At 31.9% G+C, this 23,216-nt stretch carries 18 protein-coding genes and 2 tRNA genes; 4 read left to right on the forward strand and 16 right to left on the reverse strand.

What is annotated here, in order from left to right; genetic code table 11:
- Positions 1 to 99 precede the first annotated feature (99 nt).
- The 3 genes from QZ136_RS06460 to QZ136_RS06470 form a co-directional block, all read right to left on the reverse strand.
- Complete coding sequence (locus QZ136_RS06460; protein ID WP_291401625.1) at positions 100 to 585, reverse strand: HAD family hydrolase; 486 nt, start codon at positions 583 to 585, stop codon at positions 100 to 102.
- Between the two features lie 62 nt (positions 586 to 647).
- On the reverse strand, positions 648 to 1,238 hold the full coding sequence (locus QZ136_RS06465) for a DUF502 domain-containing protein (RefSeq protein WP_291401627.1): 591 nt from the start codon (positions 1,236 to 1,238) through the stop codon (positions 648 to 650).
- Positions 1,231 to 3,690, reverse strand: a complete 2,460-nt coding sequence (locus QZ136_RS06470; RefSeq protein WP_291401629.1) for a bifunctional UDP-N-acetylmuramoyl-tripeptide:D-alanyl-D-alanine ligase/alanine racemase — start codon at positions 3,688 to 3,690, stop codon at positions 1,231 to 1,233. The genes QZ136_RS06465 and QZ136_RS06470 overlap by 8 nt, the downstream gene beginning before the upstream one ends.
- Before the next feature lie 59 nt (positions 3,691 to 3,749).
- Here QZ136_RS06470 and QZ136_RS06475 point away from each other — a divergent pair, with 59 nt between their 5' ends.
- The 4 genes from QZ136_RS06475 to QZ136_RS06490 all read left to right on the forward strand — a co-directional run bounded on the left by QZ136_RS06475 (position 3,750) and on the right by QZ136_RS06490 (position 6,227).
- A complete protein-coding gene (locus tag QZ136_RS06475; protein ID WP_291401631.1) occupies positions 3,750 to 4,235 on the forward strand; it encodes a regulatory protein RecX in 486 nt (161 codons plus the stop codon).
- 71 nt (positions 4,236 to 4,306) lie between these two features.
- A tRNA-Gly gene (locus QZ136_RS06480) sits at positions 4,307 to 4,382 on the forward strand.
- Positions 4,383 to 4,434: 52 nt separating this feature from the next.
- Positions 4,435 to 4,520, forward strand: a tRNA-Leu gene (locus tag QZ136_RS06485).
- Positions 4,521 to 5,162: 642 nt separating this feature from the next.
- A complete protein-coding gene (locus QZ136_RS06490; protein ID WP_291401633.1) occupies positions 5,163 to 6,227 on the forward strand; it encodes a response regulator in 1,065 nt (354 codons plus the stop codon).
- A gap of 383 nt (positions 6,228 to 6,610) precedes the next feature.
- Here the strand turns inward: QZ136_RS06490 and QZ136_RS06495 are convergent, their stop codons facing one another.
- The 13 genes from QZ136_RS06495 to QZ136_RS06555 all read right to left on the reverse strand — a co-directional run bounded on the left by QZ136_RS06495 (position 6,611) and on the right by QZ136_RS06555 (position 23,203).
- Positions 6,611 to 6,931: a helix-turn-helix domain-containing protein gene (locus QZ136_RS06495; RefSeq protein ID WP_291401634.1), complete on the reverse strand. Its 321-nt coding sequence runs from the start codon at positions 6,929 to 6,931 to the stop codon at positions 6,611 to 6,613.
- 180 nt (positions 6,932 to 7,111) lie between these two features.
- A complete protein-coding gene (locus QZ136_RS06500; RefSeq protein ID WP_291401636.1) occupies positions 7,112 to 9,064 on the reverse strand; it encodes a nucleoside-diphosphate sugar epimerase/dehydratase in 1,953 nt (650 codons plus the stop codon).
- Positions 9,065 to 9,211: 147 nt separating this feature from the next.
- The gene (locus tag QZ136_RS06505; RefSeq protein ID WP_291401638.1) at positions 9,212 to 10,279 is read right to left on the reverse strand and encodes a GNAT family N-acetyltransferase; all 1,068 of its coding nucleotides are present in this window, start codon (positions 10,277 to 10,279) and stop codon (positions 9,212 to 9,214) included.
- Positions 10,280 to 10,333: 54 nt separating this feature from the next.
- Positions 10,334 to 10,867, reverse strand: a complete 534-nt coding sequence (locus QZ136_RS06510) for a GNAT family protein (RefSeq protein ID WP_291401640.1) — start codon at positions 10,865 to 10,867, stop codon at positions 10,334 to 10,336.
- Positions 10,864 to 11,835: a hypothetical protein gene (locus tag QZ136_RS06515; protein ID WP_291401642.1), complete on the reverse strand. Its 972-nt coding sequence runs from the start codon at positions 11,833 to 11,835 to the stop codon at positions 10,864 to 10,866. The genes QZ136_RS06510 and QZ136_RS06515 overlap by 4 nt, the downstream gene beginning before the upstream one ends.
- Positions 11,836 to 11,901: 66 nt before the next feature.
- Positions 11,902 to 12,705, reverse strand: a complete 804-nt coding sequence (locus QZ136_RS06520) for a phytanoyl-CoA dioxygenase family protein (RefSeq protein WP_291401644.1) — start codon at positions 12,703 to 12,705, stop codon at positions 11,902 to 11,904.
- A gap of 133 nt (positions 12,706 to 12,838) precedes the next feature.
- Entirely contained in the window at positions 12,839 to 13,987 is a 1,149-nt protein-coding gene (locus QZ136_RS06525) for a glycosyltransferase family 4 protein (RefSeq protein ID WP_291401646.1), read from the reverse strand.
- 221 nt (positions 13,988 to 14,208) lie between these two features.
- On the reverse strand, positions 14,209 to 15,597 hold the full coding sequence (locus QZ136_RS06530; RefSeq protein WP_291401648.1) for a pectate lyase: 1,389 nt from the start codon (positions 15,595 to 15,597) through the stop codon (positions 14,209 to 14,211).
- A 432-nt stretch (positions 15,598 to 16,029) separates the two neighbouring features.
- Complete coding sequence (locus tag QZ136_RS06535; protein WP_291401650.1) at positions 16,030 to 17,133, reverse strand: NAD-dependent epimerase; 1,104 nt, start codon at positions 17,131 to 17,133, stop codon at positions 16,030 to 16,032.
- 60 nt (positions 17,134 to 17,193) lie between these two features.
- The gene (gene asnB, locus QZ136_RS06540; protein ID WP_291401652.1) at positions 17,194 to 19,080 is read right to left on the reverse strand and encodes an asparagine synthase (glutamine-hydrolyzing); all 1,887 of its coding nucleotides are present in this window, start codon (positions 19,078 to 19,080) and stop codon (positions 17,194 to 17,196) included.
- A gap of 54 nt (positions 19,081 to 19,134) precedes the next feature.
- The gene (locus tag QZ136_RS06545) at positions 19,135 to 20,229 is read right to left on the reverse strand and encodes a glycosyltransferase (RefSeq protein WP_291401654.1); all 1,095 of its coding nucleotides are present in this window, start codon (positions 20,227 to 20,229) and stop codon (positions 19,135 to 19,137) included.
- Positions 20,230 to 20,257: 28 nt separating this feature from the next.
- Entirely contained in the window at positions 20,258 to 22,111 is a 1,854-nt protein-coding gene (asnB, locus tag QZ136_RS06550) for an asparagine synthase (glutamine-hydrolyzing) (protein WP_291401656.1), read from the reverse strand.
- Between the two features lie 39 nt (positions 22,112 to 22,150).
- Entirely contained in the window at positions 22,151 to 23,203 is a 1,053-nt protein-coding gene (locus tag QZ136_RS06555; RefSeq protein ID WP_291401658.1) for a glycosyltransferase, read from the reverse strand.
- Positions 23,204 to 23,216 lie beyond the last annotated feature (13 nt).

Below are 23,216 nucleotides of genomic sequence, written 5' to 3' on the forward strand. Positions count from 1 at the left end.
GTATAAAATTCGAAAAATAAAAAAAGGCTGTATCGGTTTATTTTGATACAGCCTCTTTTATTTGAGGAATAATTTAGAAAAATCAAAATTATGATCAAACTAATCGATTAAGTGTAAAACTTCATCAATTGGCTGATCGCTATCGATCAAAATACCTGTAACTCCTGCAGCTTCTCCAGCCAAAACATCTCTTTCTCTATCGCCAATAAAATAAGATTTAGAAGCGTCAATTTCGAAACGCGCAACAGCCTTTTCGAGCATTAATGAACCTGGTTTACGGCATAAACATTTTCCATTATATTCAGGATGATGGTTACAATAATAAACTTCAGAAATTAATACTCCCTGAGCCGCATACTGCTTTTTTAATTGATCATGCATTTTATTGAGTTCATCAACAGAATACCAACCTTTTGCTAATCCACCTTGATTAGTAATCACAATTAGGAGGTATCCCCTATCTTGCAATTGTTTTAATACATTGAAATTATGTTCGAGAACTTTAAAATCTTCCAAATGGCAGACATAATCACCCAACTCTTTATTTAAAACACCATCTCTATCAAGAAAAACAGCTTTATTCATAATTTATTCAATTAAATGCGTTATTATGTCCATTATTCCAATCTAAGCGCAAAGAAAAGAGATTATAAGTGACTAACACCACCAGAAATAATAAATTTCATGGCATCACTTGCACTCATGTTCAAAGGCTTGACTTTCTTCGAATCAACAAGACATAATTGTCCTGCAAACGAATAAGATAAAGGGAAATATACTGCTACATCACCAGGGTAGCCTATTTTAGAAAGATCTTTTTGAGTAAGAAAACCTATCTTTTTCAGACCAGTCTCATTAACTTCAACCACAACTGGCTCACTAAACTTCTTGTCATCACCAACAAAAGCCTCTGTTAAGTCTTTAAATGAGGTATAAATCACATTAAAAACAGGTAATCTTTTGAACCATCTGCCAAACCACTTTTTAATTGGATCTGTGACAAAATTGGTAACAATTATACCTACAACAATTAAAATCACGATTACCGTCAAAATTCCTAAGCCTGGAATATAAACTGGCTTTCCTGTTTGATCCACCCAGATTACATTACTTAAATTAAGTGCTGAATCGACCTTTGAAACTGCCCAATAAATAAAAAACAAAGCCGCTGCAATTGGCAAAATAACCAATGCACCTCTCACCAGATAATTAAATAATGATTTTATTATTTTATTCATAATAGTAAATTCGTTTTACTCGTTGAGAAATGCTTGTAAGGACTTCATAAGGAATCGTATCTAGTTGATTAGCAATATCTTCTACACGAATAACATCATTAAATACAATTACATCATCCCCTTCTTCTGCTTCAATACCAGTGATATCAATCATGCACATATCCATACAAATTTTACCAATTGTTGGCACTATTTGTCCCCTAACAAGCATTTTACCCCTACCATTACCCATTTTACGGTTATAACCATCAGCATAACCAATTTTAACAGTAGCAATTGTTCCACCATTTGGCATTTTCCCTTCCCTTGAATAGCCAATTGTATCTCCGGCCGGAATATGTTTAATTTGAGAAATACTAGTTTTCAGCGAAGTTACGGTTTGTAGTGGAGAATTCTTAGTCAATGCTGAATCTATCCCATACAGACCTATTCCGAGTCGCACCATTTCAAATTGGGCATCTGGCCAGCGACTAATACCTGATGAATTGGCTAAGTGGCGCAGAAATGGATATTTAAGCACTTTACTAATTTGATTTGACAAATTAGTGAATAAGCTAATTTGACTTCTTGTAAAGAGATCATGTTCAGGATTTTCGCTAGCTACTAGGTGCGAAAAAACACTTTTTACATGAATAAGCTTAGAATCATTTAAAAACAAAAGCAATTCATCCAGTTCATTTTCCATAAAGCCTAAACGATGCATTCCTGTATCAAGCTTTATATGAATGGGATAAGAAGATATACCTTTAATTTTCAAAACGTCAATAAAATCATTCAAAACACGCATAGAATAGATTTCTGGCTCTAATTCATGTTCAATTATGGTATCAAAGGCCATAGAATCGGGACTCATAACCATGATTGGAAGAGTTGTTCCTGCCTTTCTTAGAGCCACACCTTCATCGGCATAGGCAACTGCTAAATAATCAACTTGATTAAATTCTAATAAATTGGCGATTTCGAAACTTCCACTACCATAAGAAAAAGCCTTTACTATGGCCATTAATTTAGTCCCAGAGCCTATTTTAGTCTTATAATAATTAAGATTATGCTCTAAAGCATTTAAATTAATTTCAAGAACAGTTTCATGGACTTTTTGTGTTAGTAATCGGCTAATATTTTCAAATCCAAATGTTCTTGCTCCTTTTAAAAGAATGGTTTCATTCTGAAATTTGATAAAAGGTAGATTTTCAATCAATTCAGCTGTATTTTTAAAGGATTGAACCTCACAAGGAAAGAGAAGTGCATATTTTCCTATTTTTTCACCTACTGTAATTAGCCTATCGACAGATTTATCGGTAATTAAATTACTGATTTTATCGTACATTAACTTAGAATCATCGCCAGGGATATCCGAAAGGATTAATGTTCTACGAGGATGTTGATTTTGCTGCTTTAAAAAATCTAGGGCTATAGCAAGCGAGGATATGTCAAGGCTATATGAATCATCAATTATGGAACAATTATTAATCCCATTTTTTAACTCAAGTCGCATTCCTACAGGACTTAATTTTTCAAGTCTTTGGCTTATTATTTCAGGATCATAATTAAGAGCTAACATGGTAGCCCAACAAATCACGGCATTTTCTATGGAAGCTTGGTCGTTAAAAGGAATAAGAATTTCTAAAATCTTATTTAGATATTTTGCATATAAACGACTAAAATTATTTTCAATTGATTCAATTTTAAAAACCTGAAGATCAGCACTTTCGCTAAAGCTCCATGTAAATTTATTTTTCCCTGGCAAGATCCCTTTGAATGTTGAAAGGTATTTATGAGAGTAAATAAAAAGATCTACTGAATCAAAAAGTTTTAATTTTTCATTGATTTTCTGGTCAATTGATTCAAATCCGGAATAATGAGCTTCTCCCATATTGGTCAATATTCCGATTGTAGGATGAATAATTTCTGCAAGATTTTGCATTTCACCCACTTTAGAAATACCGGCTTCAAAAATGGCAAGGTCATTTTCACTCCCCATTTCCCAAACAGAAATTGGAACGCCTAATTGAGAATTAAAGCTTTTAGTACTACGAACTATATTTTTTTCAGGTGCTAATATTTGGTAAAGCCACTCTTTAACAATTGTTTTGCCATTACTACCGGTAATTCCCATTACGGGATATTCAAATTTAAATCGATGTGCTTTAGCTAAAACCTGAAGAGCGCTTAATGTATCTTTAACTAGGAAAAAATTGGCATCCGGAAAATTATTTGCAGGAAAATCAGAATTCGAAATAACAAAATTTCGAACACCGTTTTTATAAGCGTCGGGAATAAAATCATGGCCATTACGACGGCCTTTGAGAGCGAAAAACAAAGCATTTAAGGGGTCGTTCAATTTACGACTATCTGTAAGCAGTGTTCTGATAGTTGAATATTCATCCTTTATAAAGGCCTGGGCATTCAAAATCAAGCTTATTTCCTTTGGCTTATAAGGCAAATGATTCATGATGTAAATTTCAATAAATTTTAAGGAATACTATCAAATATTTACGATATTTCAATGCTTTGGAAAATGAACAAGTAAAACGGAAAATATTTAGCAGGCAACAAGCTAAAATAAAGGCAGAAAGTTATTGTGCCTATCAGGAGAGATCGCAGTTTGAAATACGTAATAAGCTGTATGAATGGGGATTATTTCAAAATGATGTTGAAGAGATTATATCCGAATTAATCGAATCAAATTTTTTAAATGAAGAACGCTTTGCACTAGCTTATACTTTAGGAAAGTTCAGAATTAAGTCTTGGGGGAAAATAAAAATCAAGCAAGCATTAAAATTAAAGCGAGTTCCTGATAAATTGATTAAGAAATCACTTCAATCGATAGATGATGATGATTATTTAACGATGTTAAAACGAATTTTAGAAAAAAAAGCAGAAAACATCACAGAAACAGATCCATTTAAGCGTCGATATCTATTAACACGCTATGGTTCTGGCAAAGGATTTGAGCTCGAATTAATCTCTGACTTACTGATTAGCAATAAGTTATAGATTAATTAATAAAAAAAATAAAAAAAACTTGTTAGAATAGCTTTTCTGCATATATTTGCACTCACCAAAACGCGAAAGTAGCTCAGTTGGTAGAGCACGACCTTGCCAAGGTCGGGGTCGCGAGTTCGAATCTCGTCTTTCGCTCCAATAAAAAATCCCTCTTTTAGAGGGAATTTTTGTTTGAAATAGAACAATCCACGCTCGGATGGTGGAACTGGTAGACACGCAGGACTTAAAATCCTGTGACCCTTAAAGGTCGTGCGGGTTCGATTCCCGCTCCGAGTACAAAAGCTGATCAAACGATCAGCTTTTGTCATTTAACGACCTCCTTAAATTAAAAATTTCCTCAAAAAAGGGTTCCTATTCAAAATTTGTGGACTAAACAGTTTTTACGGTTTCCCGTATTTTTTTACGCAATAGAAAGAATAAATTTATAAATAGTTTATTACTACCTATAAATGACTGGAATATGTAATTATGTGTGACATAACACAATTCACACGAAATTATTTATTAATTGAGATAAAGCTTTGTAAATTGTATTAATAAAATAAATACCTACAAAAAACAACAAATTATCAATTAAAACATACCTATTTAATATCGAAATTACATTGATTTAAATCATAGAAAAAACTGATTAGAATCATTAAAAGAGTCTATCAGTAAAAGGTACATTTGAGTATTAATACTCACAATTATTATTTCATTCTAAAAGGAAAAGATTGAAATAGAATCATTCATAATTGGAATAGATAAATGACTCCAAAATCATTTAACTATTGGAAATTGAAAACATAAAATAAATGGCTAAGACCTATTAATTATTATTTAATTCAATTTGATTGATGCTGTTCTTGAAATAATCAATTTAAAATTATTACAATTTAATAAAAAAAAATATTAAAGCCTATTAAAGAATTTAAAATGAAAAAAATCTTATTGATTGAAGATGATAAATCCTTTAGAGACAAATTGGATCAATTATTAAGCCTATCTGGCTATGAAGTATTGAGCTGTGATAATGGTAAAAGTGGAATTGAAACCGCATTAAAGGAAAGTCCACAATTTATAATCTGCGACGTTAAAATGCCTGACATAGATGGATATGGGGTAATTCACATTTTAAGTAATCACCCCAAGACTTCTGGTACACCATTTATTTTCCTTTCTGGCAATGCCGATTATGTGAATCAGCGTAAGGGAATGAGTTTAGGTGCCGACGATTACCTAGTTAAACCTTTCGACAGTAATGATTTATTAAATACTATAAGGTTAAGAATTGAAAAAAATGAAAGCTTAAAAAATAAATTCCATTTAACAAATGACACCGATCAGGATTTAAACTTTAGTCAGAATAATAATGGTAAGATAAGTAGCCTAATTTCCGATAAATACGAAGTACAAAATTTCAAAAAAAAGCATGTATTATATATGCCAGGGCAGCGCCCTTCATGTGTTTACTATATTAAATCTGGAAAAGTAAAAGAATTTATAGTGAATGAAGATGGGAAGGAATTAATTACTGGTATTTATTCTCAGGGCGACTTTTTTGGTTATACCGAAATATTAAAAGAATGCAATTATAGTAAAAATGCAAAATTGATGGAGGATTCATCTATTGTTTTAATTCCCAAAGATGATTTCATGCAAAAAATACATACCAACTCCATAATTGCGAAGGAATTTATAGGTATGCTTTCAAATAATATTACAGAGAATGAAAAATTAATCATCAATATGGCTTATAATTCCTTAAGAAAGAAAGTAGCCATAGGGATAGTTCGATTAATTGACAAACTAAAGGAAAGCAAAGATGGGAAAAGTATTATAAGTGTATCCCGAGAAGATTTAGCGCATGTAGTTGGTTCATCATTAGAATCCACAATTAGAACTTTAAAAGAGTTTAAAACTGAAAAACTCATTGAAGTAGAGGATAATGGAACTATTATTGTTCTTGATGAACAGAAAATAAGGAATTTAAGGCACTAATATTTTTGTGTTTACTCTAATTTTATTTTTAACACAAGAAGCCCCCTGTTTTATAAACAGGGGGCTTCTTGTTTATTTTGTAATCTTTTAAAATTACATGGAAAGAATTGTTTTTCAATTTCCACTGAAAAGTACGCCAGTATTTCTGTGAAGGTTTAAATATTCGTTCGATCTCACTTACAAGCAATTCTTTTTGGAAAGGAAAGGAATAATTATTTATTAATAATTATGCTCAGTGTGGATACAGCTGGCCTAGCTGGCGACTAATGCACTAGAATAAATTGGGACTTTTTGCTAGAAAACAGGCAGTACTTTTGTGGAATATTTTCATGATTTACATTTAAAATCAGTTAATTGATCAAATTAATTAGTTAAATGCCATTTTATACCTCATTATATTTTTCAAGGAGATTGATATACTTATTTCTCCAATAATTAGCTGAATTTTGAAAATCATTCATGTGCATATCACCTTGATAAGCTTGAGTATGATTGGATTTTCTACCGTTGAGTTTATCCGGAAAATCTGATGAGAAGTCATAATCTAAAACCTCTCCTATTTGAAGAATTATATCAAAGCTCAAATTTTTCTGAGTAAACCAATTATAAATCGACCTTCTGCTTACGCGCAATCTCCTAGATAATTCGCTAATGCTAATATTATTTCTGCGAATTACATGTTCAACAATTTCACCGTTATTCATAATCAAGAAAATTTTAATTAATAACCCTAATAAATTCTATATGACCTAAAAATTGATTTCAATTTCCCGTCCTTAACAATGGATGAAATTAGAACTTACAGCATACTTTTTACCTGATTTTAATCAAGTAAAATATTGATTATGAATAAAGTACACAATGACCAAAAACATAATAAACTATTAGTTAACCACAACTTCATCCGGCTTACAATAAACAGCGTTATTACTCTTAAATTCAGGAATAATCTCGTTTAACTTCTTGGCAAGACCGATATGATCATCAAAGTCCATCAATTCTATCAATTCACTTATCATTCTTTCAACATAGAAAAAATGGAAATTGATAACTTTTGAGATTTTAATTTTGGAATGATGTGTTGGAATAATATTTTCGCCTTTGTTTAGGAGTTCTTCATATAATTTCTCTCCTGGACGTAAACCAGTAAAAACAATATTAATGTCTTTTTCGGGTATTAATCCCGCTAAACGGATCATATTTATTGCCATATCAACTATTTTTACAGGTTCACCCATATCGAAAATGAAGATTTCTCCCCCTTTGCCCATGGCACATGCCTCCAATACCAGCTGAACTGCCTCGGGAATAGTCATGAAATAGCGAGTAATTTTAGGATGTGTAATAGTTACAGGTCCTCCATTTGCAATTTGTTCTTTAAAACGAGGTACAACAGAACCGTTTGACCCAAGCACATTTCCAAATCGGGTTGTAATAAAACGAGTTGGTACTTCTTTATTATTAGAAACTTCTTGGATTGACATTTCTCTAGCTTGATGGAAATTTAGTGATTGTATATACATTTCTGCTAAGCGCTTAGATGCACCCATTATATTAGTTGGATTGACCGCTTTATCAGTAGAAATCATGATAAATTTCTCTACCTTAAACTCTAAAGACATGTCAGCCAAGTTTTTTGTCCCGAGTACATTTGTTAAAATAGCCTCGCATGGATGATCTTCCATCATTGAAACATGTTTATATGCAGCAGCATGAAAAACAACCTCAGGCTGATATACTGAAAACAAGGTCTTAATTCGTTTAGAATTTTGAATATTGGCCATAAAAACCTTCGTTGGGGCATTGGGATAATTTTCCTCTAGCTCTAATTGCAATTCATGAAGAGGAGTTTCAGCTTGATCACATAGGATTAATAATCCGGGATTATAGTTTATTAATTGACGAACCAGTTCCGAACCGATAGAGCCTGCAGCACCAGTAACTAATATTCGTTTCCCGGATAGCTCTCTGAATATATTATCGCTTTTTAGAATAATTGGAGCTCTTTGCAATAAATCTTCAATATTTAGATTTTTTATTTGATTTAAACTCAAGGTTCCATTGATCCATTGAGTGGAATGAGGAACAGATAAAACACTAATTCCCAGAGCTATACACTCCTTTATTACCGAATTTTTACTTGTATTATTAAGTTCATTAGACATAATAACAACTTTATCGATCACATGCTTCTGTTTAAGAAATGCTATTGTTTCGGAGGAATAAACCTGTATTTGCTCCAAGCTTTTATTAATTCTGTCGGGGTCATCATCAACAAAACCTATAACTTTATAATTCTTTTCTTGAGAAAGTTCAAATGCCTTTTTAATCAATAAAGCATTTTTATCCGAACCATAAATCAAAATATTTTCATTTTCAGCCTTGTAATTTGTAGAATCTAGGCTTTTAATATAGGAAAATAGACTTTTTACAGTAATTCTTAAAAAAATGAGTAGCGAAGCAGAAATAAAAAAATCAACAATAATGATAGCTTCGAGCGACTCGAGATTAACGTTAAAAACGGGTATGAACAGCGCACTACTTACTAACCAGAAAATCAAACTACTGATAGAAACCGCTTTAAAAATTCGAATAATATCTTCGGTATTTGAATATCGAATTATGCCTGTATGAATTTTAATAAAAAGAAATACTAGAGTCCGTAAAACAATAAATGAAAGAAAGTAGAAAAGAAAACTACCTGTAAATAATTGCTGAATATTGAACTTTTGTATAATAAGATATGATAATACAAAAGCAATACTTAGAATAATAAAATCTATTGAAAAAATCAGCCAACGCGAGGATGTTTTTTCTTTAAAAATGGAGTGTATCATTTTGATAAAATGAGGTTTATAAATTCGGTATTAAGAGGGCTAAGAAATGCCTGAGTTTTGAATGAAGAAATACAAGGGAAGACTATCTGATCAAATTAATAACCTGAAAAAAGCTAAATTCTAAGAAAAAAGGGAAAAGCATTTTAATTATGATTTTTTAAAAACTAAATCCATTTCATGCAACATGTTTATAGGGCATCTGTAGAGAGGAAAGAAATCAACTGAGTTGTCAGGGTCAATGTTTGCATCCAAAATCAATTTGAGATAATTTTCAGGATCTGAAATATATCGCCAAGTTTTATAATCATAATATATATCTGAAAATGAAGATTTAAAATCAAAAAGAGAATCCTTTTTAAAACCTAAACCACCTCCCAAATTAAAATACTTAGTTCCTAATTGGCGACCAATCTGACTGATTTCATCTGTTAGAAATTTAGAGGGCGAATACTTTAAATAAGCTGTTTTTGTTGCCGCTAAATGCGATTGAATAATAGTTTTTGTTAAAAGTATAATTCCACCACAAACAGCCTCCCCTTCATAATATACCATTATTAATTTACTGTGAAAGTCCATTGAATTAAGGAAGTTTTTAAAATACTCCTCATTGAACATATAATATTTACTAGCCCCTACCCGTATCATATTTTCAGTATAAATTTCGGAGAACTCATTAATAGCCTTAGGGCTTTTAGACTCTTGAATATAAAAACCCATAGATTTCAATTTTCTAATATGTTTTAATAGAGAGCTTTCATATCTTAATCTCTGTTCTTCAATGGATTGTTCAAGATTGATTACTACGCCATTACCATTATTATGAATGCCTTGTAAAGAATCCATCAAAGGCATCTGTTCCAAAAATGGATTTAAACGTGAAAAAATAGAGATAATTTGATTGTCTTTGAAATACTTCAAGAGTGCTTTTTTAAAATTCTCCTTCATGCTTGCCGGTATCTCAACAAATAATTTATTTGAGATGGGTCCGGTATAGCCATAAACTGAAGTCATGTCATAAAAATTAGTATTGGGAATACTTCTTTTAAGCAATGGGAAGGCAATAAAATCGTTTTTTTCATAATAAACCAGTAAAACAGGAATTCCGTCTTTAGTTAAATTATGATATTCCCAAGTATGATAAGAATCAAATTGTAAAGATTGTTGTACAATTTTTTTCCATTCCCTTTCTTGGTGGATATTAATTTCTTTAATCATAATAAAAATATATTTTAAAATTCTAGATTGACTATTTTTTTTTCTGAAAAAGAGCTATTGAGGAACGCTTGGAAATTGCGTAGGAATCGTTTTATCTTGAAAAGCTGATACTTGGTCTTTATGAAGAATCATTTTTAAAAAATCATTATTCATACCATTTTCAGAAAAACCAATCTTTTTATATAAAGCCTTTGCAGCGTAATTTTCTTTATGAACTTCAAGATTAATTGAATGTAATTCGAGATAAGTGAATCCAAAATTCAACATTAGACTTGTTGCCTGCTTACCGATACCCATACCCCAAAATGAAGGATCACCAATAAACAAATGGAATTCAGCTGTATTTGACTGTACATTGGTAAGTTGAACATTTCCAATATATTGGCTGTTTTTTTTCAAACATATGGCAAATCGATGATCATTGGGCTTTTTTAAAGCATTTCTAAGCCATTCAAGTTCTATTTTTTCGGTTATTATTTTATCGGGTTTAAAACCGGTATACTTCCAAATTATCGGGTTGTTTCTCCAATTAAATGAGATTTTAGCATCCGATAGATAAAGTTCTCTTAAGTAAATAGAATAATTCATAGCATTTGTTTTAAATAGTTAATTATTCGTTCCATATCTTCCTCATTATGTCGATGATCAATAGGCAATGGCACAAGATTTTGAGCTAGATAATTTTCAAACATCTTATCAGTAGTCCATTTAAACACATTTGGCCAATATATTGGTACAAATACCCTTCTGCTGATCAATTTTTTCTTGATATTTTCCTTATTTGTTAATAAAGGATAACATAATGGACCATTGATTGATGAATTATCAATAGCCAATTGATTCTTGTCTGAAAGTGCATCATGAAGAATTTTAAAATTTCTATTTCTTGCTTCTCTACAAGACTCGTAATCAATACTTTTCAATAGGTATTCTGTTAAAAACGACATTCTTCGAATAGGCTTATTCGAAAGAATATCATTATTTGCTTTGAAACTGTCATAACCTTTTTCTATTGATTGATCTATACTAATAAGCAGATGAGACATTCTTTCATATGAAATATCTCTTTCAAGTTTAGTAGCTATAAGTTCATTAGTTTGAAGATAGGCCCCATCAGGCACACCAAAAAATTTACGGCAGGAATAAAATGTATTGATTCCATGCAAGGGTTTAGAAAAAAAAGCTTGAGAATTATCTACAATCAAATCCATGCCCATCTTAGCTAAAGTATTAACTGTTAATTGTTTAACTCCAAAGTAATTGGTGTATAAAAAACAGTCGGTAGCTTCGATTTCAAAATCAACTATTGGATCTAAATTTCTATCTAACGTATAGAAATGATATTGTATGCCAAGTTTTCTGATTGGCTCCATTATCACTTCACATGTAAAATATGGGATATAAATACAGGAATAAGCGTTTACAATTAGGAGATATTCCAATGCATTTCTACCTGTATTTAATTTGACAAGGGAAGGATAATATTCTTCTAAAGCGGGTAATTGAAGATTTAGATAACCACCAATAGCCTTTACTCTTCTGGAGTAGATTCTCATTAAGATTTTGGAATAAAATGATTAAAACCAAACAAGGATGTTTGTTAGAATTATATTTAGGGTCAATTAACCTTGATCAGGCTGATACATACGCTTATTTAGTGGTTGATAATATTCATCAAGCGTAGCCGGTATCCTAGATTTATAACCTAATATTTGTCTTAAATCATCATTTAGTGATTCACCAAACTCATAGCCCAAAGACCTAGGATAATCAAATTGCTGCTTAAACTGTGGTTTAGTAAAGCTAATAGTTAGCACTCTCCTATTTCCATCTGTATTATTTTTTCCCGCTGCATGCCACAAATTAGAATCAAACAGAACAATACTGCCCTTTTTAGCAATTGCACGATCAGCTTTTTCATAAAAATATTTCTCGTTAGGTTTTGCGGCAATCAGGTGAGAACCAGAAAGCATAAATGTTGCTCCATTTTCTAAAGTAAAATCGTCTAGAAGTACCATCATTTGCACCATGAATTTTTCATCCCCCATAAATGAGCGAACATCGCGATGAATATTTTGAACATATGGCCGATTATTCTTAGAGTTCATTACTCCTCCAAATGCATTGACAATATAATTACCACCAAAAAAAGCCTTCATTTCTTGGTCACAATACATACGCTCAAGAAATTTTAATGCGAAATTATCTGGCTCAATCAAATGATGTAAAGTACCTTCCATATTCTGACTAATGCCATTCTTTTTTTGAATTAATCGTCTTTTTTCGTAGGCATCATCAAGCGAATCATTAATTTGATTTACGAATTCAGGTTCTAATGCATTTTCATAGGTAAGCCACCCAAATTGATCGAGTAGGTCTATTGCATTTTCTGCAGAAATTTCAGAATAGTTAAATTTATTTTCCATATCGCATAATTAATTTTAAATAAATATTGTTTCGAATTATATATAAAAAAGATCTTTTAAATAAAGATGTTAAGGGAAATCCTCGATACTAATTCTACCTTAAGAGAATCTTACAATAAATTACCAACTTGATTTACGCCTCAAGAATTTCAAGCATCTGTTTATTTACCTTATTTACATCGAACTTTTTCCTAGCATATTCTCTACCATTTTTACCAAAAAGTAAGGTATCAGAGGGGTTTTGTATAAAGTGATGAATTTTATCTGTCAATGCCTTTACATTTTTAATTGGCACAAGAAATCCGGTTTGAGAATTTTCAGAAAGATCCACTGTTTCCTTACAACCAACTGAATCACAAGTAATTATTGCTCTGCCCATAGCCATTCCTTCAAGCAAACATCTGGGGATACCTTCACCATAATAAGAAGGAAGAACAAGAACGGATGATTCTTTAATATGCGGTCTAACATCACTAACTTCACCTAAATAGTCGATAATTTCACCAGAAATAATGTTTTTATATAAATCTGGATCGATAGAATCAATATTTGGGTCATATGGACCAATTAATTTAAATTTAACATGAGGAAAACATGATTTAACTCGTTCTGCGGCCTCAAAATATTCACGAATCCCTTTAGCATTAATTAATCTAGAAATCATTAAGAAAACAATATTTTTAGGATTAGGTTTTGAAAACACATAATGTGAAAGATCCACACCTGAGCCATTAACAACATGAGCCTTAACACTTTGATCAATAATACCTTGGTTAATTAAGGTCTGAAAATCATCCTTATTTTGAAGAATAAGCTCAACATTTCCATTTAGTTTAAGACTAAATTTCAACATGCCCCTTACCATTTGTTTGATTAACGGTGTTTTATCATTTCCACTCATGAAGTTATAACCTAGTCCCGTTAACATTGGAACAATATGTTTCACCCGACAAATTTTTGCTATTAATGATCCATAAATAACGGGTTTGAGCGTATATGGGAAAAAGGTATCTGGTTTAGATTGTCTAATGACTTGAAACAATCTCAACATGTATTTGATATCCGAGAAAATAGACACATTACTTCCATCAAGTTCGTTTTCATAAACTTCGATACCCATATTTAGTAATTTATTTTTTACCTCATCAAGATAAATTTTCGGAGTAAAAACAGCCACTTCATTATTTTGCAATAATGCTTCCATGAGTTTACCTCTAAAACCAAGAAGTGTACGATAAGAATCGCAGGCAATCAGAATTTTTTTTCTTTTTAGCTTAATCATAAAATAAAGAATTTGCTTTTAGCAACTGTGATATGAATAATGACCTGGAAATAGGTCTAAGAATTCGAAGAATTGAAGGTGTCTTCTGCTTTAGTGCAGAATGAGAATTGAAAACGAATGCAATTAATGCTTGAAATAGCATAAAAACCAAGCCTTGCATTTAGTAGAATGCAAGGCTTGGTTCAAAGAATCCTGATTTAACAGGTTAAAAGTGAAAATTATTAATATTTAGGACCAGCTTCAGCCAATACTTTTGCGGCAACATCTGCAGCAGGAATAAGCACTGATTGATATTCGTAAGGAGGTATCCAATTAGAAGCGGCAGTTGATATTTTATTTGTGCCTGAATTTTTATAAAAATTAGTTGATGCCCCACTCACATATCCTGGCTTAGCATTGTATTCAGTATAAATTGGATTGGCCTGATTTTCAAAATAATTATTATCAGTACGAACAGTGGCACCCATGGTTACACCAACAGTATATCCACTTCCATTATAAAAATAATTGTTAAATACGTGCATAAAACCAAATCTTGTACTAGGCTGTCTTTCAGAGATATTATAGAAATAATTACCGTATAAGGTTACTTTTAGAAAGCCAATATCAGTAGTTTGTAAATCGCCACTTCCAATTAACAATGCGATATTAGAATCATGGAATTTATTATTTGAGATTGTTACATAACTAGAACGATCAGTAACTTCCAATAGTTCATCGTAATAATCCCATCCATTATTTCTGTCTTGCCAAATTTCACAATGATCTACCCAGATATGATGACTAGTTTCTTTAATTGTGATACCATCGCCACCAACAACTTTATTAATCTTCAAATTTTTAATGATGATGTTATTTACGCGATAAAGTGCAAGTCCCACTCCATTTAAAGTAGCTCCATTTACACCAATTATGGTTTTATTAGACAGCACATCAATCATACCAGTACTAGTAAAATTACCTGAAACCATAATAATTAGGGGCGATGTAGATTTTGCTGCGGCTTTAAAATCTGCCAGATTTGTAACAGTTACGGTTTGCCCCCCTTGTCCACCAGTAGTAGATCCATCCACCATAGCATAACCAATTGGTTTATCACTAGAAATTGGAGTTGTTGTAATAGGAACTGTTGTAATTGGATCTGTTATGGGACTTATTACGCCACTTACATTACCAATTGTGAAGGTATATCTACGTCCATTTTTACGAGGGTCAGTATTATCTGAGGAAGAAAAATATAGGCTATTACCCCAATGACTAAATCGACCTTTACCATACAGTCTAATATCTTTATGAGAAGTATGTGCTGGACCAAGCTCTTTACCATTCTCATATAATTTGAGGGTTGAACTTGTAGGTGAACTTTCTGAATCTCCCGGAATAATAAACTTACGTTCAAGATAGTAGGCAAAACCAGAATCTTTTACAATCGTTCTTTTGTCTAATGTACCCTGCTCAAAGGTTGAACTAGTTGGAGCTGTGGTAGAGGCAAATGTATCAATGGAATTACTAGGGAGTAATTGATTATCCTTTTTGCATTGAGCGAAAAAAATAATGGTTAATAATAGAGCTGTCACAAAGCCTGTTGTTTTAAATCTGTTCTCTTTCATAATTATTTATTTTTTTGAATATTACCAGCTTAAACGCAAGCGAAAAAGCATTCAATACAGCCAAAAAAATTGGAATTATGAGCTATTTTATTAAGTCGAACAGTTTATTTTTAAAATTCTACTTTTTTTTAAACAATTGATTTTTAGTACAGTGAAATAATAATTTAATAAATAATTATAAAAATAATTAGTGGTTATAAAATCCAGAATTAATGAAAAAAGAATAATTAATCAGAAAATGAATTATTCTCAAAAAACCTTCATTTTTTTTTGTTTTTTATTAAAAAAAATACAAATCGTAATATATTTTATATCAAAACCTATGATTACTTGCTATAAATGTCATTTTAAAGCAATAATAGTGTCATAAAATAGTAATTTAATGCATAGAAAAATCTAAGAATTGAAAAACTATGATTTTCATCAATAAAACTATTGATTTAATACTGCCTCAGAAGGCTCAATTTGCCTAATTGATTCACGGTTTAAGGAGTAGTATATTTTGTACCAATTGACAAATTTTTTGATCCCTTCTTTGTAAGTAATTTTGGGTTCATAATTGAATTCTGTTTTGAGTTCAGAAATATCGGCCCAAGTTTCAGATACATCCCCATCTTGCATAGGTAGGAATATTTTTTTTGCTTTTAATCCTAAATTTTTCTCAATTTCATCAATAAAATTGAGCAAATTAACTGAACTACCTCTACCGATATTAAAAATTTTGTATGGTGCTTTTGAAGTTGAAGGGTCAGGCACCAACTCATCCCAGTTTTGATTTCCTTTTGGAGGTTTAGCTAAAACTCTCACAATACCACCAACAATATCATCTATATAAGTAAAATCGCGTTTCATTTCCCCATTATTGAAAATATTGATTTCTTTTCCATCCAAAATGGCTTTAGTGAATAAAAAAAGAGCCATGTCTGGTCGGCCCCAGGGACCATAAACTGTAAAAAACCTTAACCCTGATGTTGGAAGATTAAATAAATGACTATAGGTATGTGCCATCAATTCATTACTTTTTTTAGAAGCTGCATATAAAGAAATGGGATGATCAACATTATCCTTAACAGAAAATGGCATCTTTTTATTAAGTCCATAAACACTTGAAGAGCTAGCATAAACCAAATGCCCAACTTTCTCATGTCGGCAACATTCTAATACATTCAAGAAACCCGTAATATTTGAGTCGAGATAGGCATCAGGATTAATTAAACTATACCTTACTCCTGCTTGAGCAGCCAGATTACACACGGCATCGAATTTATACTTTTTGAATAGTTTTTTGAGATTCTCTTTATCGGTTAAGTCTAACTTGAGAAATTTAAAATTGACAAACTTTTCACTTAGCAGCTCAACACCATAATTAAAATTTGATTTATTAATTCCCAAAATAGCAAGTCGATCATATTTTAACTTCTTATCATAATAATCATTCAGGTTATCAATACCTATAATTTCATCTCCTTGCTTCAACAATTGTTTCACTAAATGGAAACCAATAAAACCAGCACTGCCAGTAACTAATACTTTCATAATATATTTTTTAGAAATGTGACTATTTATTACATGCTCTAAAAAGAGCTATTGAATTAATTAAACCTCAACAAAGGATGGCACTAATTCTTTTTTAGGGATGGTAGATTTAATAATATTTTTATGCCATACTTCCATGGCAAACACATCAAATAGGATTTTTGCTCTTTTCTCTTCAGATATTTGAATTCTTCGCTCCAATAAATCTAAAACGAATTTTTTCTTAATTATACTTGGATAAAGTGCATTTGATGATAATAGATAATCATTTACTATCTCATAAAGTTGATTGTTAATCCAATTTTTTAGAGGTATTTCAAATCCCCGTTTAGGCTGCTTAACTAAAGTTTGTGGCAAATATTTTTTTGATAAATCTCTCAGTATTGATTTAGTCTTTAATCCATTAATTTTATACGAATCACTCAGACTTGGAGCAAATTCTAACAATTCTTTCGATAAAAAAGGACTTCTACCTTCAAGAGAATGCGACATTGTGGCAATATCCATTTTTGGCAATAAGCCACTGAACAAAATGGTTTGAGAATCCATTAAAAGCATTTTTCTGAGTGGAGAAATATCCATTTGGTTGATTTTTCTTAAATCATAATCGATTTCATCCAAATTAGGTTGAATTAAAAATTGATCTTCAAAACCTACCATAATATCCGAAGTAGCTGAACTATAGGTCTTTAGAATACTATCATGAGCTGTAAACTTCAATAGTCTGTATGCATAATTATAGTTGCTTTGCTTTTCATGTGCTGTGGGTAAAATATTTGACAAAAATTTAGCTGAAGCTTGTGTTAAAATCCCTGAATTAAAAAAATCAAAGTGTTTAAAAGGAACATATCTTCTATAACCCGCAAATAATTCGTCTGCACCATCGCCATTTAAAACTACATTAACATGTTTTTTTGCTTCTTTAGCCACATAATAACTAGGTATTGCCGAATTATCGCAATACGGTTCACCATAATTAATCAGAATATTTTCAATATCATTTTGAAGGTCAGAAAATGAAATATCTACTACCTGGTGCTGGGTTTTATATTTCTGTGCTACTTGGAGTGCTAGTGGCGACTCATCGTATGACCATTCCATTTTAACGGTAAAGGTTTTCAGATTGGGTTTATGGAGTGCCGCCATTGCGGTAATGATTCCACTATCAATCCCACCACTTAAGAATGAGCCTATTTCAAGATCGGAGCTATCGATTCGACGAGTAACAGCAATTTTAAGTCGTTTATCTAACTCATTAATAGCCTCATTATAAGATAGTTTGCTTTTATTCTGATAATATGAATTGATATCAAACCATTTAACATATTCTTCCTCAGCAGTTTTGGTATTAATTTTCAAGTAATGGGCATTTTCGAGCTCCATAACTTGTTTGTAAGGTGTATCTTTTCGGTAGTGATATCCCAAATACAAGTAAGATGATAAGGAGGAATAGTCAACTTCCGGTTTAAAAATCTGATAAAGTATATTTAATTCAGATGAAAAAGCAGTCCCATTGCCATTATTATACAAATAAAGAGGCTTTTTACCAGCCCTATCGCGAGCTAAATAAAGTTCGTTTCTAAATTGATCATAGAGTGCAAAAGCAAACATTCCATCCAATTTATCGAGCATTTTAATTCCCATTAACTCAAAAAGCATTAATAAGGTTTTGGTATCAGAATTTGATTCTGCATACAAACCATATTGCTTTCTAAGCTCCATGTGATTATAAATTTCACCGTTAAAAGCAATGCTTAGTCCATGGTGATGCATGGGTTGCCTTCCGGTAATATTTAAATCTTGAATAGACAAGCGGGTATGATATAATTCCACATTATCATCAATTGACAAACCCTTAGCATTTGGTCCGCGATGATATAAACCCCCAAATATTTCGGAGGCGCGATCAGAAACCGCAATATTTAAAGTGCCAAAAATTCCACACATTGATTTTTATTTTAAAAAATGATTAGCATTAATTTGAGCTTGTAGCTCAAGAGTTTACTTACTGAGAATAAGCGCTCTATCGTTTGAATACTGATCAATAAGGTTCAGCCAGTCGTTCAAAACATTTTTTTCTGCGAAGTTATTTTCGATGTAGGATCTTCCAAGAATTCCTAAATTAAGTCTTTGAGTAGCCGATAGATTCATCATTTCAAGCATTCTCTTAGCTAATTCATGCTCATCCGAACATTTAAATAAGAAGCCACATTTCGACTCATTTACTATTTCAACATTACAATCAATATCGCTCACCACCACTGGTTTGGCATAAGCCATTGCTTCTAGAAGTGCATTAGGCATACCTTCCGAAAATGAAGAAAGAACAAAGGCGTCGGCAGATTGAAGATATTGGGAAACATTTTGTTTAAAGCCTAAAACATTCACGTGCGACTCGATATTTAGGCTTTTTATATATTCTAAGGGACTATTTTTTTCGGTGTATTCGCCGATGATATCCACTCTAAAATTTAAATCTTTAATCAAGTGAATAGCTTTGAACAAGGTATTATAATCCTTATTCCATCTAAAATGAGCAAGACAAACCCAGATAAACGGCTCATTTTCAGTCTTTTTAACTTGGTAATCTTGTATTTCAGGAATACTAATACCATTGTTAATCACGAGTCCATTTTTATCTGCAAACAGTTTTTTTTCAAAATTTAATTTAGATGCCTTTGAATTATAAACAAGCACATCATCTAAGCCATTCGACAATAAATAGGGTAAAAACCATTTTTGAGGAAGTACTCCAATTCGAACAGAGGATATCAATTTATACTTAAATATCAATTTATATATGCGAGCAAAAATGATGGCAATAAACATGAATGCAATAAGCACATCTGGTTTAAAAGCCTTGATTTTAGCATAAATTAATTGGAGATTTTTAATTGGATTTTTACTCCAATCTTGAATGAAAAGTACGGGAATACCCTCCTTTTCATAATCAATCTCAAATTCATTGATTGGTTTTAAAGAAATAATACAAATTTCGAAGTTGAGGGATTTCAAGAAAAGAGCTAACTTAATCAGTTGAGTTTCTGCTCCACCTTTTGACATAGACGAAGTCATAAATAATACCTTCCTATTCATTGATATTTTAAAATATGGCTTTAAAAAATTAGATTGATGGAATTAAAGGGGATTTAGGCATTGGAATCCCCTCATTTTGCTTTTTCAACCACTGTGAAAGCACCAATAGCTTCCATATTTGGGGATAACGGTTCCACTTTCCACTCATGTGTTCTTGAATAATTTCTTGAGTTCTGGGAACATTAATACCTGGAATTTTTTGAAGTTCAGAATAAGAAAGATTATCTAAAACATATTCCTTGAGTTCGGATTTAAACCAATCTCTAAATGGCATTGTAAAGCCAGATTTGGGCCTATTAAACATTGCTGGAGGCAGGTATTGATATAAAACATCCTTCAATATTCTTTTTTGATTACCCATTGAGAACTTAAAATTGGTGTTCAGGCTACGAGAGAATTCAATAATTCTATAATCCATTAGTGGGGCTCTTGCTTCAAGTGAGAATGCCATGGAGGCTCTATCCACTTTAGTATTGATATCCCCATTTAAATAGGTTTTAATATCATAGTCAGAAACCTTCTCTAGGATCGATTTATGAGGATTTTTAAAAATATCCGTATATTTGTAATTCATTCCTTTGTCAGAATCAAGAATCCAGGAGTTTTCCAATCCGCCAAACATTTTAATATATAGGCTTTCGATATCTGGAATTGATATCCCAATAGCGATTAGTTTCAAAATATAATTTGGCGAAAAACCGATTAACTTTGCCATTAAATTCCTGACTATCAAAGGCATAGAAAACAGAGTTTCCATTGTTTTTATTCGCTTATAACGGGTGTATCCAATAAAGGCTTCATCCCCACCATCACCACTGAGAGCTACTGTAACAAGTTTTCTAGTGTATTTACTTAAAAGCATGGTAGGAATTGCACTTGGATCGGCAAAAGGCTCATCGTAATAATTAGAGAAATTAGAAATTAAATCAAGGCCTTCGTGATAATTACATTCAATAGTATGATGCTCTGTTCCTAAATGCTCCGCCACCATTTTGGCATATTTACTCTCATCAAAACCCTTTTCATTAAATTGAATTGAAAAGGTTTTTAGATGACTAACTTTTTGGGAGGCGATGGCTGCAATTAATGAAGAATCAATTCCGCCCGACAAGAATACTCCTAAAGGAACATCAGCATTCATCCTAATGCCAACAGAATCATGAATTAGTTCATTTAAAATAAATTTAGCATCCTGATAAGAGCCATTAAATTTATTCTGCCTATCATAGTCCAAGTCCCAATATTTTTTAATGTTCAATACACCAGAGCTCAAGTTATAAATAAAGCTATGCCCAGCAGGAAGCTTTTTTACTTCTTGCCAAATGGAACTCGGATCAGGAATATAACCCCAGATAAAATACTCATTTACAGCCTGTTGATCGAGAGTGAACTTTCTTGCGATTTTTAATTGGGAAGGCTGACTAGCAAACTCAAATGATTGCCCATTATGGCAATAATAAAAAGGTTTTTTACCTAGACGATCTCTTGCTCCGAAAAGTATTTTCTTTTTTTCATCATAAATAACAAAGGCAAACATCCCATTAAATTGGAGCACACAATCTTCGCCAAAGGCTAAGTAGGCGGCACAAATAACTTCGGTATCTGAACTTGTGCTGAATTTATAACCTTCCTTTTCTAAGCGTGCTTTTAATGGGCGATAATTATATATTTCACCATTAAAAACAATACGTAGGTGCAAATAAGAGAATGGCTGATTTGAGCGATGATCCAAATCAATGATAGCCAAGCGATTATGCCCCAAAACAACATCTGGAGTATGAATAAACTGCGAATAATCCGGTCCACGGAAATTAATAACAGCCAGTTTTTGGCTAATTACATCATCGCTAAAATTAATCGTAGAACCGTATATCCCACACATATAGAAAAAATTAAATTGAAATTTGAGAAGATTTGAAGCTTATGAGATGAGTGCTTCGTATTGTTTAACTACTTTATGAATACCAAATCTGTTTTCTACATCTGCCTTTATCGCATGGTGATCCCATTTTTGATTAGACGCTTTAACAATCCTATAATGAAAATCATTCAAGTCATTTTGACGAATGATATAACCATTAAAACCAGATTTCAACATGGCATTTATTCCGCCTACTTCAAAAGCAATCACGGGCACACCAACTTCTAGGGCTTCTAAAACTACATTGGGGAAACCTTCTGTTAAAGATGGAAGAGCTAAAAGATCATGAGAAGCTATTAATTCAGGGATTTCGCGTACTATTCCGACTAATTTAACACGTTCGTGTAGGTTAAGATCATGAATTAGCTGTATAATCTTAGCTTTCATAGGACCCTCACCTGCAATTGTAAGTACATACTCTGGTGGAAGACGATTTAAGATATGAAGAAACCGAATAATCCCCTTTTCTATTGCCAAACGGGCAATAATTAGAATCTTTTTGTATTGACTTGAGTTAGTATGCTTAATAATTTGAGTTTTTAAAATCGGATTGGGAATAACCCTCAATTTACGCTTAGCAATATGGTAATGACCAGATAATGATTGTTTAATTTCTTCAGATTGACAAATAGCAATATCAAATCTATTATAAGTAAAGCTCATGAATTTATCCCAAAATTTCTCTTTGAAACCACCCAATTCATTCATGATATTCATCACATTCGACTCACGTCCAATTAATTTGGGAATGGTGACAAACATGGAAATAATGGCCAAAAGTGTGTTTATATGCCCACCAGTTGTAAATACAGCATAAGGTTTTTCATTTTTTATTAAACGGATAATTTTAAAAATTGCTGTTGATGCTCTTGGCGAATTAAGGTCAATGATTTTAACACCTTTTAAATTAGGAGAGTAAAAAACTTCAGTTAAATCTAAAACCAATAAATAAACTTCAAATTTTGATTGATCAAAATATTTGGACAATGTCCAAAAGACCTTTTCGGAGCCCCCAGCCCTTAAATGGCTGACAATAAAAAAAACTTTTTTCATATTGCAATAAAGA

Source organism: Daejeonella sp. (assembly GCF_017495225.1).
In the GTDB taxonomy this organism is placed as follows: Bacteria; Bacteroidota; Bacteroidia; order Sphingobacteriales; family Sphingobacteriaceae; genus Daejeonella.